The following is a 727-nucleotide window of genomic DNA, read 5'->3' as shown; positions in this document are numbered from 1 at the left end:
CCAAAGGCCAAGCTGTTAAACACCGCGTTGGCGGGGTCGACCGTCAGGGTGTTGCCGGTGATGCTCACGCCTGCAGGCAGTGTGGCGCTGGCAGTGCCACCATTTACCTGATAGGTAAGGCTTTGCGTGCTGAGTGTGGCAGTCTCGCCGGCATCTGCATCCGTGGCCCCTTGCAGCAGATTGACGGTGTAGCTGACATCTCCCTCGCTTGCATTTGAAGCAAGGGCGGCGCTCACCGTGGGTGCGTCGTTGACCGAGACAACTTGCACTGTTTGGATAATGGTCTGGCTGTTCTTCGCGCCATCACTGATCACCAAGCTGATTTGTCGATCTGTGGTGACCGGATTGTCGGAGCTGTTGTTGAACTTAACAGAAGCAAGCGCTGCTGAAAATTCACTGCTACTTGGGTTGGCACCTGATTTGGTCGCCAAAGTCAAAACGCCATTGCTGTAACTGCCAGTAATTTTTCCCGTGTCCGTGAACAGCAACACATCGCCAACCTGGACATTGGTGATGCGCATCGTCGCAGACATCAACTGGGTGTCTAAATCACTGGCACTCAAACCGCTGAAGACCAACTGAGCGTTAGATCCGTTATCCGCACCGAGCATTTCAGTGAATATCAAAGTGTGATTCACGGCTGAAAGCAACGGGGCCAGATTACCCATTTGCTTGGCAGCCGCAAGTTCCGCCGCATCGGCTTCAGCTGTGGCTTTGGCGGCTGCTA

Annotated in this window: 1 protein-coding gene; it reads right to left on the bottom strand. The window is 54.5% G+C overall.

The window, feature by feature from the left end; translation table 11 throughout:
* Positions 1-727, bottom strand: a 727-nt coding sequence (locus B9Z45_RS17170; protein WP_199221947.1) for a hypothetical protein, incomplete at both ends; no start/stop codon positions are given.

The organism is Limnohabitans sp. 2KL-17 (assembly GCF_003063415.1).
In the GTDB taxonomy this organism is placed as follows: domain Bacteria; phylum Pseudomonadota; class Gammaproteobacteria; order Burkholderiales; family Burkholderiaceae_C; genus Limnohabitans_A.
Note: the sequence above shows the minus strand (reverse complement) of the source record. Positions and strands in the feature narration are given on the sequence as shown.